This window comes from Pseudoalteromonas sp. meg-B1 (assembly GCF_003173795.1).
Lineage (GTDB): Bacteria > Pseudomonadota > Gammaproteobacteria > Enterobacterales > Alteromonadaceae > Pseudoalteromonas > Pseudoalteromonas undina.
In genome coordinates, this window is the sequence record NZ_QGQU01000004.1 from 55,778 (window position 1) to 71,995 (window position 16,218).

The following is a 16,218-nucleotide window of genomic DNA, read 5'->3' on the forward strand; positions in this document are numbered from 1 at the left end:
AATTAATACACCCCGTTACCCACAGTAATGGCTACTTGATTGCTATGACTGTTTACTTCGGCTCATACAACCAAAACCAATAAATAATAGCGACAATAAGTAAAACGCCTAATAAATTAATTAATAACATAATTAAATCCCCTATAAATAAAGTTACGAGTTACTGGCTTTAAAATAACGTAATCGGTTTGCATTAGTGACTACAGTAAGCGATGATAAAGCCATTGCCGCGCCAGCTACGACTGGGTTTAGTAGTAAACCAAAAAACGGATACAACAGCCCTGCAGCAATCGGAATACCCGCAATGTTATAAATAAACGCCCCAAACAAATTTTGTTTAATATTAGTTATGGTTGCGCCACTAATTGCAATGGCATCTGCAAGACCATGAAGTGAGCCTCGCATCAGCGTTATATCCGCACTTTCAATAGCTACATCTGTGCCAGTGCCAATGGCAAATCCAACATCGGCTTGTGCCAACGCTGGCGCATCATTTATACCATCACCAGTCATGCCTACAATTTCACCTTGAGATTGACGTTTAGTCACTTCACTGGCTTTATCATCTGGCATTACTTGCGCTATAAAGTCTGTAATACCGACTTTGCTGGCAACGGCTTTAGCGGTCGCTTGGTTATCGCCTGTCAGCATAACCACCTGCATACCTTTATTTTGTAAGCGTTTAATGGCCTCAGCTGAGTCTTCTTTTATTGGGTCAGCAACTGCGATTATGGCATGTAATTGATTGCCAATAGCAAAGTACATCGGCGTTTTAGCAGCCTTGGCAAGCTGCTCGGCTTGAGGTATTGCCTCTGCAATATCTATATTGTGGCTTTTCATCAGTGCCTGATTGCCAAACAATAGGCTTTGCTCATTAATGGTACCGATCACACCTTGCCCAGTGATAGCATTAAAATTACTGACTTTTTCAAGGGTAATATTTTGGTTTTTAGCATAATTAACCATGGCTTCGGCTAATGGATGCTCAGAACTACTTTCAAGACTAGCTGCTAACTTTAGCACCTCGGTACTGTCGCTTTGGTTGAACGTAACCACATCGGTCACGGTTGGCTTACCTGCGGTTATAGTGCCTGTTTTATCTAAGATCATGGTGGTGATTTTAGCTGTTGTTTGTAGCGCTTCACCGTTACGAATAAGTATACCTGACTGAGCAGCTTTACCTATGCCGACCATAATTGACATCGGTGTAGCTAAGCCAAGTGCACACGGGCAAGCAATAATTAAAACTGTGGTTATTGCAACAACCGCATAAGCAATACTCGGCTGTGGGCCAAAGTTAAGCCATGCTAAGCCTGCTAGCACCGCAATAATCATCACTGTGGGTACAAATATGCCTGAAATAACATCAGCTAAGCGTCCAATTGAGGGTTTAGAGTTTTGTGCACGTTTAACCATATTAATAATATTCGCTAAGGTGGTTTCGCTGCCTATATGGGTTGCTTTAAACAACAAAGTACCACTTTTATTAATACTGCCAGCAACAACCTTGTCACCCTCACCTTTATTAACCGGCATCGGTTCACCTGTGAGCATTGATTCATCCAGTGTACTGCTGCCTTCAATAACATCTCCATCGACTGAAATTTTCTCTCCAGGGCGGACACGAATCAAGTCACCTTTAATAACTTGGCTTATAGCTACATCTTGCTCTTGGTTATCTCGGATCACCCGTGCCGTTTTAGGCTGTAAACCAATTAAGCGTTTGATCGCCTCAGAGGTACGCCCTCGCGCCTTTACTTCAAAGGCTAAGCCAAGACTTATTAAGCCTATGATCATTGCTGAGGCTTCAAAATAAACATGTCTAGCCACCTCTGGTAATAGACTTGGCATGCTCACCACCACCATTGAATATAGCCAGGCTGTTCCCGTACCAAGCGCAATCAAGGTATCCATATTCGCTGTATGATTTTTAAATGACTGCCATGCGCCAGTATAAAATTGCTTACCCGACACAATCATTACGACCAACGTCATCATTCCAACAATAAACCAGCCAATACGCTGGGCATTGCTAGTGACACTCATATCAAAGATTAATCCATAAAGCATTAATGGCGCCCCCAAACCCAATGCCAATAGCATATTGCGCATAAGTTTTTTGTAGTACGCGTTATCAGCTTCGGCTTTTTCATCTAGGGCGTCTTGTTGAGAATCACTGTTCATAGGTTTAGCTTGATAGCCAATATCAGCGACAGCGTGCATTAGCTCCCCAGCCTTAGCCGAACCTTCTACTTGCACAGTTCGATCGGCAAAGTTCATTTCAACGCGCTGCGCACCCTTTACATTTTTCAGTGCTTTCTCTATTTTAGCCACGCAACTGCCACAATTTGCGCCTTCAATCATAAAGTTTTGCGTGGTGGATTGATTACTCATAACGCTTCCTTAGTATTTTTAACTTCAGAGATTGGATCAACAAAGGTCTCTATTAAGCTACATATATCTGCACTTACAGCCCCATCAGGCGATTTATCCCACTGTTTAACCGCTGCTTGCATTCGCGTGCGTAATTTAAGTGTTTCTTGAAAGTGCTGCTCTGTTTCCTCTAGTCGCTTTGCTATTAATTGTCGTGTGAGCGGACAAGGGCACTGCCCTTGCTCCGACTGTGCAATAATTTGTTGAATATCTTTTATTGAGAAACCGAGTTGACGCGCACTAATGATAAACTTTAAACGTTGCTGATCGGCTGCGGTATATTCTTGATAACCATTGAGCTCACCACGAATAGGATTAAGCAGCTTTATTCGCGTGTAATGACGAACTGTGTCTTGGGTCACGCCCATAGTATTGGCTAATTGCTTTACGTACATCATTAAACCTCTGGCTGGCTATGTAATGACAACATAATAAACCTATGTGTAACACATAGGTCAACAATTAATTAAGCATATGGCTGGGAGTGCGAAAGAAAGTTAAGATAAGAGCAGCCACAATATGTGACTGCTAAATTTGAGAGTTACTATAGTGCTTAGTTTGCTTTGCTTCGAGATTGCTTAAGTGCTTCACCAAGCTCACCCGCAATTGCTTGAATTTCAGGCATAGCGTCTTGTACTAAGGCTTGTGACATTTGCATTGATTCTTGCATTACTTGTGGCATTTTCTTCAAAATAGCCTGCCCTGACTCTGTCTTATAAAAAGCTAACATGTCGCTAATTTCTTGTTCAGTAAATTGTTTATCGTAGAGGTTAATCATCATCGGCTGCATTTTTTGCCAGCTCATTTTTGTTTTTAATACCTCGGTCATATCAGCATAATATTTGTCGAAAATTGCTTTCTCATCTGGCTTTACGCCCATTTGCACTGACATATTTTGCATCATGTCCTCAACTTGCGCATACATAGAGTCAACCATGGCATCCATGTTCATCACTTCTACCAGCTCATCAATTTTTTGCTGTTTGGCAGTTTGCGCTGCAAGGTTAGTTGAAAAAATTAAAAGTGAAAGCAGTATTACCTTACCCATATTAATATCCTTTTTGTATTTGAATTAGCGTCATAATCACATGTTCAACAAGTGTTGTAAATGGGGACAACTAAAAAACGAAAAAGCCGAATAACAGGTGTTTATTCGGCTTTTAATCGTTTATTCCCAGAGCTAATCTTTTTCGATATTATCGAGCCCTTTCGTTCCCTCTTTAGCTTTAAGCTTATGATGAATAGCGGTTTTAATCAGCATATAGCCACTAATAGGTGCAGTGATTAATAGAAATATAGTGATTAATATTTCTTTTACACTTAAGCCACTGACTGAATTAGCAAAAAATACCATAGCAGCGGTAAGTATACTCGCCATACCTAAAGTGGTGGCTTTTGTTGGCCCATGTAAACGCATAAAAAAGTCAGGTAATTTAATTAAACCAATTGAGCCAATTAAAATAAATAACCCGCCTAACAGCAGCAATATTGATACGATCCATTCACTTATCATTTTAATACCTTACTCAATTATGTCGCCACGAAGTAAATACTTACATACAGCTACCGTACTTATAAACCCAAGCATGGCAATAAGTAAGGCTGCTTCAAAGTACAGCCCCGTGCCCATGCTAATGCTATATAAAATAATCAGTGCAATCACGTTAATGTACATAGTATCGAGCGCTAAAATACGATCCGGTACTGATGGGCCAATAATAAGTCGCCATAGATTAAGTAATAACGACAATCCAACCATTGAAAAAACAATCAGTAATACTGTATCTAACATTGAAATATCTCCTTTAGGGGAGCTTCGTAACGTGCTTTTATTTGTTTAATAAGCGCTTGCTCATCATCTAAATCTAACACGTGAATTAATAAATAACGCTGTACCGGTTCATCGTCTTCATTAAGCGATTTAATCAGCGGGTAAACCTCGGCACTTACCGTACCCGGCGTTAAAGACACGCAGCTTGCTAAAATAGTAATTGGCATTTCATGCATTAAATCTATAGGCACTTTAACAAAGCCTGGACGCAGATTTTTTGAAGGGCCCAGAATTAATAATGCCACTTGCAAGTTAGCCACTATAATATCGTAAAGTACGATTAGTAATTGCTTAAGTGCTAGCCCCGGCTTTAATATCAGCGGTTGCGGGTCTCTAAACGACATACTAAATAACGGTATTAGCAACGCGAGTAGCGCCCCTAATATAATATGCCCTACCGACACACTGTTATTTAACAAGAGCCATACTATAAATAAAAATAGACTACGAAACGGCGTAGGTAACCAACCAAAACGAGCTTGTAAGCGCATTACATACCTCCCTTAAGTACCGCATTAATACCACCACTAATGTCGTGAAGCTGTGTTGCCGCCTCGAGGGCGTACTGTGTTGCCACGTCACCAAAAATAACCAGTAGTATTGAACTTGCCAATAAACCAACTAACACGGTCACTTGTAGCGGGTGGGCATTGGCAGCATCGCTAGCATCACCTGTTTTGTCTTTTCGTTCCCAAAACAAACTAGTACCCGCACGTGATATAGCTACAATTAGCGCTAAGCTCATAATTAAGTAAACAGGCCAAAATACCAGTGCTTGTTCGCTATTTAAGGTCGTTTTTAAAATCCAAATTTTGCCAACAAAGCCCGAAAAAGGTGGCATACCAATAACGGTTAAACCGGCAATAATAAAACACGCCCCTAATAAAAATGGTTGTTTTACTGCACGACCTCCAACTAATCGATCACCAGCTTTACCTCGTTGTGTTGCAATTAAATCAGCAAGTAAAAATAGCGCCGCTGTCACTAACGTTGAATGCACTAAATAGTAAAGCAATGCAGCGGTGGCATTTATGTTTTGGAGTGCGACTAATGCCACCAACGTCCCTACAGAAACCAGTACTAAATTAGCGGTAAGCTTACGTAAATCTTGTGCGGCTAACACCCCTATTGCGCCAATCACTATGGTGGCAATAGCCAGCGCCCATAACCAAGACTGCGCCATATGCTCAAGCTCGCCAGCTTGTTCACCAAAAATAACCGTGTATACACGTAAGGTTGCGTAAACACCGACTTTGGTCATAATAGCGAATAATGCAGCAACCACAGGTGTGGCACTTGAGTAGGCGTTTGGTAACCATAAATGCAATGGTAATAACGCACTTTTAAGTGCAAATACAACGAGTAATAATAACCCGCCCGCTTTTGCTAAATAAACGTCGTCACCACTTAGCTGCGGTACTTTATTGGCCATATCAGCAATATTTAAGGTGCCTAATACTCCGTATAAAATACCTAAACCAATTAAAAATACGCTTGAACCTACTAAATTTAAAATAACGTAATGCAGAGCAGCGCGCGTTTTGGGTTTACCGCCACCGTGCATTAACAGCGCATAAGAGGCAATTAATAACACTTCAAAAAATACGAAGACGTTAAATAAATCCCCTGTTAAAAATGCACCATTTACCCCTAATATTAAAAAATGGATTAAAGGGTGAAAAAAGCTACCTTGTTCATCATCACCAGCACAGCCATATAAAGCCACGCCAACCCCCAAAAAGGCGGTTAAAGTGACTAACAAGGTCGAGAGCATATCTGCAACAAGTACAATACCAAATGGCGCAGACCAGTTACCTATTGCATAAACAATTATACCGTTATCTTTAACCTGAATTAGCAGTAATACTGTGACTGCAAAGGTTAGAATAGCCATTAAGCTAGACATAAATCGGCGTGCAAATAAGCTTTTGCCACACGGTGGAAGCAACAAAATAATTGCCGCTAACATTGGCAGTAAAATAGGCAAAGATGCTAAATGCTGAATCATTTTCTCTCCTTGCGTTTATTTTTAGTTAGGGTGCCATCAACATGGTCGTTGCCTAAATCTGCTCGGCCACGAATAGATAAAATAACCACAAACGCAGTCATCGCAAATCCAATTACAATGGCTGTTAACACTAAGGCTTGTGGTAGCGGGTCAGCGTAATCAGCGCCAGTCCCTAGTACCACGGCTTTATTAATTGTTAAGCGCCCTGATGAGAATAAAAACAAATTAACCGCGTAAGAAATCATTGTCAGCCCCAGTACCACTGGGAATGTACGCGCTCTTAGCAATAAAAACACGCCACAGGTGACTAACACGCCAACGCAAGATGCGTATAACAGTTCCATTAAATATTTACCTCTTCTTTCTCTGCGTTCGCGGTCATATTACCTAAGCTCGCAAGGATCATCAGCGTAGCGCCAACAACAGTTAAGTACACGCCCAAGTCAAATACAATGGCGCTGGCAAGCTCTGTTTTACCAACAAACGGAATATCAAAGTAATCAAACCAGGTAGTTAAAAATGGCTTGTCAAAGAACCAACTTCCCACACCTGTAAACATGGCAATAGCAATACCTGATGCAATAATTTTCCGATAGTTAACATCAAAGCGTTCATTTATCCACGCAGTACCATGCGCCATATATTGTAAAATAAAGGCAATAGAAGTTACGAGGCCTGCTATAAAGCCTCCTCCAGGTAAGTTATGACCGCGTAGGAAAATATAAGCAGACACTAATAGCGCTAACGGCAGTAAGCTTTGAGAAATACAAGCCAATAAAATAGGATGGCGATCTTTAGACCATGGACGTCCTTCACTATCGCTCGCTGGCATATAAAGTGGAATTCTTGATAACAGTTTAAATATGCCCAGTGCGGCAATACCTAGTACGGTAATTTCACCTAAAGTATCAAAGCCCCTAAAATCAACCAAAATAACGTTAACTACATTAGTACCACCACCGCCTGTTTTGGCGTTAGCAATAAAGAACTCAGAAATTGAATCAAGCGGACGAGTCAGTAAGGCGTAACAAATACTGGCAATAATGATCCCCACGGTAGAGGAGATAACCACATCACGTAAAATACGCAATGAGCTTGACTCTCTTGGCGTGCTTTGAGGTAAGAAAAACAGTGCCAACATTAATAGTATAATAGTGGCTACTTCTACAGTAAGTTGCGTTAAGGCCAAGTCAGGCGCTGAAAAACGGGTAAACGCCACCGACACCATTAATCCCACAATCGACAGCATTAATAACGACACCATTCGAATTCGATGCCAAATAACGGTAGCAATTGCACCTATTATGAGTAGTCCTGCACCAATTGCGTTTTGAATATCAACCGGGGTATTAGGCACGCTACCAGCTAGCTGCTTCATTTCAAATAATGGCCAACCAGAGGCAAGTAATACAACGCCTAACATTATAAATACATAACGTTGTAATGAGCCATTTTCTGTTGATTGGATTTTGTTTTGACACCAATTGACCACTACCGCTAAAAAACGCTCGAAGATTTTTTTAGCGTTAAAAGGAGGTAACGACGCTTGGAACTGGAACAAGTACTTTCGATTAACGTAAATAAATAAACCACCAATTACCGCCATACCACTCATAAGTAGAGGTAAATTGAAACCATGCCAAATAGTCAACTTGTACTCGGGCATAGCTTGACCAAGTACAGCCAGCGATGCGGCTGATAAAATACCGTCAACGACAAAGTGTGGAAAAATACCCACTAAAATACACAGTACCACTAAGATCTCTATAGGCACACGCATATAACGCGGCGCTTCATGAGGGGTACGTGGTAAATCAATTGGCTCACCATTAAAGAACACGTCATGAATAAAGCGTGATGAGTACGCCACCGACAACGCACCCGCTACAGTTGCCAGCACCGGAATTAGCCACGACATAGAGCCAAGCACTTGCTGATGTAGTGTCTCAGCAAAGAACATTTCTTTTGATAAGAAACCATTTAACAACGGTACACCTGCCATAGCGGCAGCAGCCACCATCGCCAAGGTTGCCGTATAAGGTAAGTAGCGCCACATGCCATTGAGTTTGCGCATATCACGAGTCCCGGTTTCATGATCAATAATGCCGGTTGCCATAAATAACGACGCTTTAAACGTCGCGTGGTTAATAATATGAAAAATAGCGGCAACGGTTGCAAGCTGTGTATCCAGACCAAGTAATAATGTAATTAAACCCAAATGACTAATCGTTGAATAGGCTAACAAGCCTTTTAAATCATGTTTGAATAACGCGATATAAGCGCCAAATAATAACGTGGTTAAACCGGTCAAACCGACTAATAAAAACCAAGTATCGGTACCCGCTAATGCGGGATAAAAACGCGCAAGTAAAAAGATACCTGCTTTTACCATGGTGGCAGAGTGTAAATACGCACTTACCGGCGTAGGTGCAGCCATAGCGTGCGGTAACCAAAAATGAAATGGAAATTGTGCAGATTTAGTAAAAGCACCCAGTAAAACTAATACCAGTGCTAATTCATATAAGTCGTGAGATTGAATAATCGCTTTGCTAGCTAAAATGGTGTCTAAGTCGTAACTTCCAACAATATCGCCTAACAACATTAAACCACCCAGCAAGGCTAAACCACCTGCGCCGGTTACTGCTAATGCCATGCGCGCCCCCTTGCGCGCCTCTGATTTGTGCCACCAGTAACTGATCAGCAAGAACGAGCTAATACTGGTTAGCTCCCAAAATACCCATAACTGAATCACATTGTTTGACATAACAATGCCCAGCATGGCGGTCATAAAGAACATTAAGTAGCTAAATAGCTTTGGCAGCGAATCATTTTGACTTAGGTAATAACGGGCATACAAAATAACCAGCAGCCCTATTCCTAAAATCATAAATAAAAACAGTAAACTCAAGCCATCTAAGCGTAAGGAAATATCTAACCCTAAGGCTGGTATCCACTGTGCGCTAAAACGAATGGTTTCTCCCGCGAGAACCGCAGGCGCATGATAAAGTGTAATTGCAAGCGCGGCTAAAGGCGCAATAGCCGTTAGGCTCGTTGCCTGATTTCGAGAAAGTTTGCCGGTGCATGCAGAAATAACACTGCCTAATAAGGATAACAGGGGTATCCAGAGCAAAGTCATAATGAAGGGCCTTTTTGAATCATAAAGTTTATCAATTCGCTACTTGTTATTATTAAATACCAAAGTGACTTGGGTATACGTTTTATGTCTGTTTTTTAACAACATTAATACGTACAGTTATACTGATAAACGCAGTTTTTGTCTATAGAAAGCGCCGCTAGCAGGATAATAATCAAACAAAAATGCCTATAAATTCATGAACTGAAGTAAAACAAGCTTAGCTTTTAAACAGTTTACGGCAGAGTCTATAACCACTAAAATCGTGCAAATAGATCAGCATTGAGTGCTATATGGGTCTGCCACAAAATACGGTATTGCGCTGATAGCCCTAACTGTTGATATTGCATAATTGACCACTGTGCACTGGGCTTATAAGCAGTGCCACCTTGTTGGCAACTTTGGCTTTTGTGCCACCCTTTGGGAGCATCTGATTTTTTTGCAATAAATAAGTTAGGAGCAACAAACCCATCAAGCTGACATAACCACGCTTGCTTTTTTGCTGGTAAAGCGTACTCATCTTCAAAGCCATTAAAGTGCATTAATTCATGCAAAAAAACCGCGTAGCTAGCCTGTGAATTAATATGCATTAAACCATTTTTTACACTGGCAGTACCTTGTTTGGGCATCATAACGGCAAAATCGAACCCAGTGGGAAGGCGCTTTTTAAGCGATGATTGTTGCCAATTGCACACAGCACGGGAGGATTCAGTACTATTGCAACTAATTGCATTACCCACATAAACTGGTTTTGAAAAACAAAAAGTATTGAGACTCGGCTCTGGGTTTTGAAAGTACGCGTTACGAAATTGATTGAGCCTGTATAAACCATCACGGTGATCGCTCAACATTAATACATTAAATGTACACTGCTTTTGTATCTCAACTTGCTCGTTTGCAAGTAAAAACCCTAACTTATCCATGAATGATGCACTCAATGTTTCTATGGGTGCTTGTTGCTGTAATTGCAGATGATAAAAGATATCGCCTTTAGGAAGCTTATTTTGATTTTTTAGTAGCGCTAAATCCTGCCAACGCTGTTGCGAAAATAACGAGTCGGCGAGTTTTTTTTGCTGTGCTCGTGTAATTTTATCCAAACTTGCTTGCCAAAATAGTTTAGCCGTTTCAGTTTGATTATTGCTTAATAATGACAACCCATAGCCATATTGAGCATCCGCTATTTTATTGCGAGCTAAGGTTGCTAAGGCTGTGGTGGGTAATTGTAATATGTGGTTTGCAAAGTAACGAGGGAATTGCCAATAACTGTCAATCACATTGGCCTTGGCATGTAATACTTGCCAAAAGCCAATGCTATTTTGTTTATTACTCGAGCCACTAATAACGCTAGCGCACAGTAATAAAGCACTTAGTTTTAAATAATTAGCCAGCGCTTTCACTGGCCATCAACTCAAGCTCTAAACGCGCATACTTATATTCTATAAATTCATGTACGTTCGTTGCTAGCGCCAATTTAAAGTAATCTGTGGCAATTGAGAGCTCACCTGCGGCCTGGTGCTGTTTAGCTAAGTAAAAATAAGCTTCACATAAACGCTGAGCGTATTCTTGTTGTGAACTTACACCATCGGCTATGCCTGAAAAAAATGCTTTTTCACTCAAATCACCCACATACAAAGCAATAAGCTGATACGCCCATTCATTTTCATCAAGGGCCGCCGCATTGGCTTTTAACGCAGCGATTGCCGCGGTTTTATCTTGTGCTGCTTGAGCTAAATAAAGCCACAATACACGATAAGGGTCGTTAGGAGAGCGCTCCAAGAATGTTTTAAAGTCATCCTTTGCAAGCGTGGCTCTATCACCATAGTACAAAGCAATACCACGATTTAAATACGCATATTCATGTTCTTGGTCTAACTCTATGGCTGAATCAAAATACTCGTATGCTTTTTCGTATTGCTGCATCAAGGTATGCTGAATACCCAAAAAGTTATAGACTTCAGCCAAATCAGGCTTAAGTTTAACCGCTCGGTTAAAATCAATTCGCGATAAAGTCGTCATGCCTAAGCTATCAAACAGTACTCCACGGTCATAATAGAGCTTTGCTTGTTGTTCTGTACTCAAGTCTGCTCTGTTTAATAGCTCTGAAAAACGTGCAATGGCAATTTCATTTCTAAAATCTGATGCAAGCGGTGCAGTAAATGGCACATTAATAATAGCAGCGGGTTTAGTAGTAGCCTGACAAGCGCTTAAAGACAAAATAGCAAAAGATGCCAAGGCTAAATGTTTAAGTCTCATTAAAATCCTTAATACCGAGGTAAGTAGCAAATAGATAAGACATAAGCTGTCTTGTAAGGTTCATTCCTGTTATGTGTTATTAATATCAACCGGCATAAATATTTGAACAATTTAACGAATTAAATACCCCTATAACGTTGTTAAAATTCTTTTATTTAGAACAACTAGATATCAAAAATTTTGCCTAGTTATAGAGCAATTTTCTTATCGTTAAAATAAGTCCCATATCCAAGCAGGTTGGTATAAGTATGATGAACACAATTAATTGCTAACATTAAAGCATAAAAAAAGGGGCTAAACAGCCCCTTTTTATACTATCCAGTAATTATCTGGATGAAAGTTTAGCAATTACGCGTCTTTAGACTCGTCAGCTGCAGGTGCTGCTGATTCCATTGCTTCTTTAATACTTAGACGTACACGGCCTTGACGGTCTACTTCTAGTACTTTAACTTTAACTTCTTGACCTTCGCTAAGGTGATCAGCAACGTTGTTAACACGCTCAGTGCTGATTTGTGAGATATGCACTAGGCCATCTTTACCAGGAAGAATGTTTACAAACGCACCGAAATCAACGATACGTACCACTTTACCTTCGTAGATAGTACCTACTTCAAGCTCAGCAGTTAATTGCTCAATACGGCTAATTGCATTTGCTGCACTTTCACCGTCTGTAGCAGCAATCTTGATTGTGCCATCATCACCGATTTCAATCGTAGTACCCGTTTCTTCAGTAAGCTGACGGATAGTTGCGCCACCTTTACCGATAACTTCTGCGATTTTCTTCTGTGGGATTTGCATCGTGTAAATACGCGGAGCAAACATAGATAACTCTTCAGAAGGTGCAGAAATCGCTTCGTCCATTACATTTAGAATGTGTAAACGTGCAGCTTTCGCTTGTTTAAGCGCGATTTGCATGATTTCTTGAGTAATACCTTCAATTTTGATATCCATTTGCAGTGCAGTGATACCGTTAGTTGTACCCGCTACTTTAAAGTCCATATCACCTAAGTGATCTTCATCACCTAAGATATCTGAAAGAACAACAAAGTTTTCTTCTTCTTTAACTAAGCCCATTGCGATACCCGCAACTGAGGCTTTAATTGGAACACCTGCGTTCATAAGCGCTAAAGACGTACCACAAACCGATGCCATTGAAGATGAACCATTTGATTCAGTAATTTCAGATACAACACGGATTGAATATGGGAAGTCAGTCAATGTTGGCATTACAGCTTGGATACCACGCTTAGCTAGGTTACCGTGGCCGATTTCACGACGCTTAGGAGAACCAACAAAACCAGTTTCACCTACACAGAACGGAGGGAAGTTATAGTTAAGCATAAAGTGGTTTTTGTGCGTGCCAGTTAAATCGTCGATTAACTGTGAATCACGTTCTGTACCAAGTGTTGCTGTTACTAATGCTTGCGTTTCACCACGTGTGAAGATTGCAGAGCCGTGAGTACGTGGAAGTACGCCCGTCATTACATCTAGAGCACGGATCATATCTGGTTCACGACCATCGATACGTTTTTCGCCAGCAGCGATACGGCCACGAACGATTTTCTTCTCAAGTGAACCGAATACTTTACCTACTTCTTGCTTATCAAGCGTTTCGCCTTCAGCAAGTTCGCTTGTTAGTGCTTCAACAACCGCATCTTTTGCAGCAGTTAATGCTTCTTTACGCGCTACTTTATCAGTAATACGGTAAGCTTCGCCTACTTTATCAGCAGCAAGAGTTGCTACTTTCTCTTCTAATGCAACGTTTTTCTCAGGTGCAGTCCAATCCCAAGTAGGCTTGCCTGCTTCTGCTTTAAATTCGTTAATTGCATTGATGATAGACTGTGATTGCTCATGGCCGTATACAACCGCGCCTAGCATTACGTCTTCAGCAAGTACGTCTGCTTCTGATTCAACCATAAGTACTGCGTTATCAGTACCAGCAACAACTAAGTCAAGTTGGCTCTCTTCAAGCTCTTTTAGTGTCGGGTTAAGTACGTATTCACCGTTAATGTAACCAACACGTGATGCACCAATTGGACCGCTGAACGGGATACCAGAGATAGCAAGTGCTGCTGATGTACCAATCATCGCAACCATATCAGGTTGGATTTCAGGGTTTACAGAAACAACAGTCGCGATAACTTGTACTTCGTTTACGAAACCATTTGGGAAAAGTGGACGAATTGGACGGTCAATAAGACGTGCAATAAGTGTTTCGCCATCGTTAGGACGACCTTCACGCTTAAGGAAACCACCTGGGATACGACCAGCAGCGTACATACGCTCTTGGTAATTAACTGTTAGTGGGAAGAAGTCTTGACCTGGTTGAGCTTCACGCTTACCAACAACCGTTACTAGTACTGACGTGTCGCCAATGCTTGCTAGCACTGCGCCGTCAGCTTGACGAGCGATAGCACCTGTTTCTAGCGTCACTGTGTGTTGACCTAGTTGAAATTCTTTTATAATTGCTTGCACTTAAAATATTCCTTAAATGTATTTTTAGTATTAATTAAGTTTTCATCAAAGTACCAATTACAGTACATAATTGTATTCAGTTGGAAATCAATTAAGTACTACAATTGGCAATGATGTAAATAACCGTAAATAAACCTTTTTATCTACGCGCCATAGTATATAACAAAGTCAGGTAAAATTGCGAGCTTAGTCCAGAGATAAACGCGTTGCTAAATTATGTACTTTGCTGTTACTTACAATGTGGCTTTTAGCTGATATTTCAAGGGGATTAATCGATGTGGATAGTGGGTATGGGGAAATTTAGACACAAAAAAAGGAGCTAAAAAGCTCCCCTTTTGATAATCAAGTTCTTAGCGACGTAGGCCAAGCTCTTTGATTAACGCAGTGTAACGCGAGATATCTTTACCTTTAAGGTAATCAAGCAGTTTACGGCGAGTGCTTACTTTACGAAGCAGACCACGACGTGAGTGGAAGTCATGCTTGTGATCAGCAAAGTGACCTTGAAGCTTGTTGATATCAAAAGTAAGTAATGCTACTTGTACTTCAGGTGAACCAGTGTCGCCTTCAGCGCGTGCGAATTTAGCAATGATATCGATTTTTTCTTGATTGCTTAGTGACATAATAACTCCAAAAGTTAAATTTAATAGGTGCTTTAGCCGATCACTAATTCAGCCAAAACGATTAAGCGGGCGTATTCTACCAATTATCAGCATAACTACAAGTTAAACTTTACTCTAGTTGTTGATTAGACAAGCCGCGCTTTGATTTTAAATGGCCATCAGGATTACGTTCGCCCGTACCAATAAATATTCCGTCAGCCAGTACCTTTATTGCACCTTCAGGCAGGGCTTTACCCAACACCACAGCTTGACCATGGCTAAATGCCATTCCCTGCTCTTTAGTAATTTCCACAACGGGTAAATCAACTAACGCGGTATCCATTGGCAATAATAGTTCGTCAAGGTAAGTGGAAGGCGCAACGTCTTGTTCTTTCGCTTGATTTAATAACGTTTCTAACTGCTCAAGTGTGACCATTTTATCTGCAGGGTAATGCCCTACAGCACTACGATGCAGCATAATCACATGCGCGCCGCAGCCTAAGTTTTCACCTAAATCATCAACGATAGTACGAATATACGTACCTTTAGATACATGTGCGGTCATTTGTATTTCGTTAGCTTGCTCATCAAACTCATCAAGCGTTAAGCTAAATACGTTAATTTTTCGACATTTGCGAGGAACTTCTATGCCTTCACGCGCATATTTATATAAAGGTTTACCTTCATATTTAAGCGCTGAATACATTGATGGATATTGGTCTGACTCACCTAAAAACTTAGCAATCTCTTCGCTTAGTAATTGGGAAGTAACATTCACATCGCGAGTTTCGACCACTTCGCCATCAGAGTCTGATGTGGTAGTACGTTCACCTAGCTTAGCTCGAACAACATAGGTTTTATCTGTATCGAGTAAAAACTGGGTAAACTTAGTCGCTTCACCAAAACAAATTGGCAGCATGCCGGTCGCAAGCGGATCAAGCGCACCTGTGTGCCCCGCTTTTTGCGCAAAATAAATACCTTTAGCCTGCTGTAATGCCTTGTTTGATGAAATGCCTTCTGGTTTGTTTAACAACAAAATACCATCAACTGGACGGCCTTTACTGCGTCTTGCCATTAGTCTTTAGTGCCTTCTTCGCTATCTGTTTCATCATCAACATGCTTAGCATTATCTTCACGAATGATAGAGTCCACTAAGTTAGAGATGCGCATCCCTTCCATTAATGAGTTATCAACCACAAATTTAAGCTCTGGCATAATACGTGCGCGAATACGTTTACCTAGTAACGAACGGATATAGCCCGTTGCTTCGTTCAGTACTTTTGCACTCTGTTTTGCTGCATTTTCGTCTTCAGTGTTAAACACCGTGATAAAAACTTTGGCATAAGATAAATCGCGTGATACTTCTACCGCAGACACTGTCACCATGCCTAAGCGCGGATCTTTAATTTCGCGTTGTAGAATCACAGCAATTTCTTTTTGAATTTGCTGAGCAACACGATCAGTGCGAGAAAATTCTCTCATTTCA

General features: G+C 40.9%; 15 protein-coding genes. All 15 read right to left on the minus strand.

Annotated features, from left to right (window positions below; all coding sequences use genetic code 11):
* Window positions 1–153 precede the first annotated feature (153 nt).
* Window positions 154–2,394: a heavy metal translocating P-type ATPase gene (locus DK924_RS14370; protein ID WP_109875517.1), complete on the minus strand. Its 2,241-nt coding sequence runs from the start codon at window positions 2,392–2,394 to the stop codon at window positions 154–156.
* Window positions 2,391–2,828, minus strand: coding sequence for a MerR family transcriptional regulator (locus DK924_RS14375; RefSeq protein ID WP_109875518.1), 438 nt, complete (start codon window positions 2,826–2,828; stop codon window positions 2,391–2,393). Before DK924_RS14375 ends, DK924_RS14370 begins: the two co-directional genes overlap by 4 nt.
* A gap of 158 nt (window positions 2,829–2,986) precedes the next feature.
* On the minus strand, window positions 2,987–3,481 hold the full coding sequence (locus tag DK924_RS14380) for a DUF2059 domain-containing protein (protein ID WP_109875519.1): 495 nt from the start codon (window positions 3,479–3,481) through the stop codon (window positions 2,987–2,989).
* A gap of 132 nt (window positions 3,482–3,613) precedes the next feature.
* A complete protein-coding gene (locus tag DK924_RS14385; protein ID WP_008114566.1) occupies window positions 3,614–3,946 on the minus strand; it encodes a Na+/H+ antiporter subunit G in 333 nt (110 codons plus the stop codon).
* 9 nt (window positions 3,947–3,955) lie between these two features.
* Window positions 3,956–4,225, minus strand: coding sequence for a K+/H+ antiporter subunit F (locus DK924_RS14390; RefSeq protein ID WP_008114565.1), 270 nt, complete (start codon window positions 4,223–4,225; stop codon window positions 3,956–3,958).
* Window positions 4,219–4,755, minus strand: a complete 537-nt coding sequence (locus DK924_RS14395) for a Na+/H+ antiporter subunit E (RefSeq protein ID WP_054202162.1) — start codon at window positions 4,753–4,755, stop codon at window positions 4,219–4,221. Before DK924_RS14395 ends, DK924_RS14390 begins: the two co-directional genes overlap by 7 nt.
* Window positions 4,755–6,272, minus strand: coding sequence for a monovalent cation/H+ antiporter subunit D (locus DK924_RS14400; protein WP_010391405.1), 1,518 nt, complete (start codon window positions 6,270–6,272; stop codon window positions 4,755–4,757). The genes DK924_RS14395 and DK924_RS14400 overlap by 1 nt, the downstream gene beginning before the upstream one ends.
* Window positions 6,269–6,616 carry a Na+/H+ antiporter subunit C gene (locus tag DK924_RS14405; protein ID WP_054202160.1) on the minus strand — a complete coding sequence of 116 codons (348 nt, stop codon included), beginning with the start codon at window positions 6,614–6,616 and terminating at the stop codon, window positions 6,269–6,271. Before DK924_RS14405 ends, DK924_RS14400 begins: the two co-directional genes overlap by 4 nt.
* On the minus strand, window positions 6,616–9,408 hold the full coding sequence (locus tag DK924_RS14410; RefSeq protein WP_109875520.1) for a monovalent cation/H+ antiporter subunit A: 2,793 nt from the start codon (window positions 9,406–9,408) through the stop codon (window positions 6,616–6,618). The genes DK924_RS14405 and DK924_RS14410 overlap by 1 nt, the downstream gene beginning before the upstream one ends.
* 254 nt (window positions 9,409–9,662) lie before the next feature.
* Entirely contained in the window at window positions 9,663–10,802 is a 1,140-nt protein-coding gene (locus tag DK924_RS14415; RefSeq protein ID WP_054202159.1) for a hypothetical protein, read from the minus strand.
* Window positions 10,786–11,658 carry a lipoprotein NlpI gene (gene nlpI, locus DK924_RS14420; RefSeq protein WP_075170569.1) on the minus strand — a complete coding sequence of 291 codons (873 nt, stop codon included), beginning with the start codon at window positions 11,656–11,658 and terminating at the stop codon, window positions 10,786–10,788. The genes DK924_RS14415 and nlpI overlap by 17 nt, the downstream gene beginning before the upstream one ends.
* Before the next feature lie 348 nt (window positions 11,659–12,006).
* The gene (pnp, locus tag DK924_RS14425) at window positions 12,007–14,133 is read right to left on the minus strand and encodes a polyribonucleotide nucleotidyltransferase (RefSeq protein WP_054202157.1); all 2,127 of its coding nucleotides are present in this window, start codon (window positions 14,131–14,133) and stop codon (window positions 12,007–12,009) included.
* A 350-nt stretch (window positions 14,134–14,483) separates the two neighbouring features.
* The gene (gene rpsO, locus DK924_RS14430; RefSeq protein ID WP_006793376.1) at window positions 14,484–14,753 is read right to left on the minus strand and encodes a 30S ribosomal protein S15; all 270 of its coding nucleotides are present in this window, start codon (window positions 14,751–14,753) and stop codon (window positions 14,484–14,486) included.
* 109 nt (window positions 14,754–14,862) lie between these two features.
* A complete protein-coding gene (truB, locus tag DK924_RS14435; protein ID WP_109875521.1) occupies window positions 14,863–15,807 on the minus strand; it encodes a tRNA pseudouridine(55) synthase TruB in 945 nt (314 codons plus the stop codon).
* The gene (gene rbfA / locus DK924_RS14440; RefSeq protein WP_008467148.1) at window positions 15,807–16,214 is read right to left on the minus strand and encodes a 30S ribosome-binding factor RbfA; all 408 of its coding nucleotides are present in this window, start codon (window positions 16,212–16,214) and stop codon (window positions 15,807–15,809) included. The genes truB and rbfA overlap by 1 nt, the downstream gene beginning before the upstream one ends.
* Window positions 16,215–16,218: the final 4 nt, after the last annotated feature.